The organism is Paracoccus sp. P2, assembly GCF_046335115.1.
GTDB classification, from domain to species: Bacteria; Pseudomonadota; Alphaproteobacteria; order Rhodobacterales; family Rhodobacteraceae; genus Paracoccus; species Paracoccus pantotrophus.
Genome location: NZ_JBGOSN010000136.1, coordinates 1 through 1,466, shown reverse-complemented (window position 1 = coordinate 1,466; position 1,466 = coordinate 1). Strand labels below are relative to the sequence as shown.

Annotated in this window: 1 protein-coding gene; it reads left to right on the top strand. The window is 66.3% G+C overall.

Annotated elements, in window-relative coordinates; all coding sequences use genetic code 11:
* A partial coding sequence (locus tag ACDP63_RS24780) for a CoA-acylating methylmalonate-semialdehyde dehydrogenase (protein WP_409928848.1) occupies window positions 1-1,466 on the top strand: 1,466 nt, incomplete at both ends.

Below are 1,466 nucleotides of genomic sequence, written 5' to 3'. Positions count from 1 at the left end.
GAACTCTACCACTGGATCGACGGCAAGGAAGTCAAAGGCACTTCGGGCCGCTTCAGCGACGTGATGAACCCCGCTACGGGCGAGGTGCAGGCCCGAGTGCCTCTGGCCAGCGCCGATGAACTGGACGCCGCCATCGCCAGCGCCGAGAAGGCGCAAGTCAAATGGGCGGCCACCAACCCGCAACGCCGCGCGCGGGTGATGATGAAATTCGGCGCGCTGATCAACGAACATATGGACGAACTGGCCGAACTGGTCAGCCGCGAACACGGCAAGACCCTGCCCGACGCCCGCGGCGACGTGCAGCGCGGCCTCGAGGTGATCGAGGTCTGCATGGGCGCCCCCGCCATGCTGAAGGGCGAGTTCACCGACAATGGCGGCCCCGGCATCGACCTCTATTCGATGCGCCAGCCGCTCGGCGTGGTCGCGGGGATCACCCCCTTCAACTTCCCGGCGATGATCCCGCTGTGGAAGATGGGCCCGGCGCTGGTTTCCGGCAACGCGATGATCCTGAAACCGTCCGAGCGCGTGCCCTCGACCTCGCTGCTGCTGGCGAAACTGGCGCAACAGGCGGGCCTGCCCGACGGCGTGCTGCAAGTCGTGAACGGCGACAAGGAGATCGTGGACGCGATCCTGGACCACCCGACCATCCAGGCGGTGGGCTTCGTCGGCTCGACCCCGATCGCGCAATACATCTATGGCCGCGCGGCGACCAACGGCAAGCGCGCGCAATGCTTCGGCGGCGCCAAGAACCACATGATCATCATGCCCGACGCCGACCTGGACAAGGCCGCCGACGCGCTGATCGGCGCGGGCTTCGGCGCGGCGGGCGAACGCTGCATGGCGATCTCGGTCGCGGTGCCGGTGGGCGAGGCGACCGCCGACGCCCTGATCGAGCGCCTGGTTCCCCGGATCGAGAAACTGAAGGTCGGCCCCTATACGGCGGGCGAGGACGTGGATTTCGGCCCGGTCATCACCAACGCCTCGAAGGAACGCATCGAGCGGCTGATCCAGTCCGGCGTGGACCAGGGCGCGAAGCTGGTCGTGGACGGGCGCGGCCTGAACATCCAGGGCTACGAGAACGGCTTCTTCTGCGGCCCGTCGCTCTTCGACGACGTGACCCCCGACATGGAGATCTACCGCGAAGAGATCTTCGGCCCGGTCCTGACAACCGTCCGCACCCAGAACTACGAGGACGCGCTGAAACTGGTCATGGACAACGACTACGGCAACGGCACGGCGATCTACACCGCCGACGGCGACACGGCGAGGGACTTCGCCAGCCGGGTGAACGTCGGCATGGTCGGCATCAACTTCCCGATCCCGGTGCCGCTGTCCTACTACAGCTTCGGCGGCTGGAAGAAGTCTGGTTTCGGCGATCTGAACCAGTATGGCCCCGACGCCTTCCGCTTCTACACCAAGACCAAGACCGTCACCGCACGGTGGTTCTCGGGCATCAAGGACGGCGT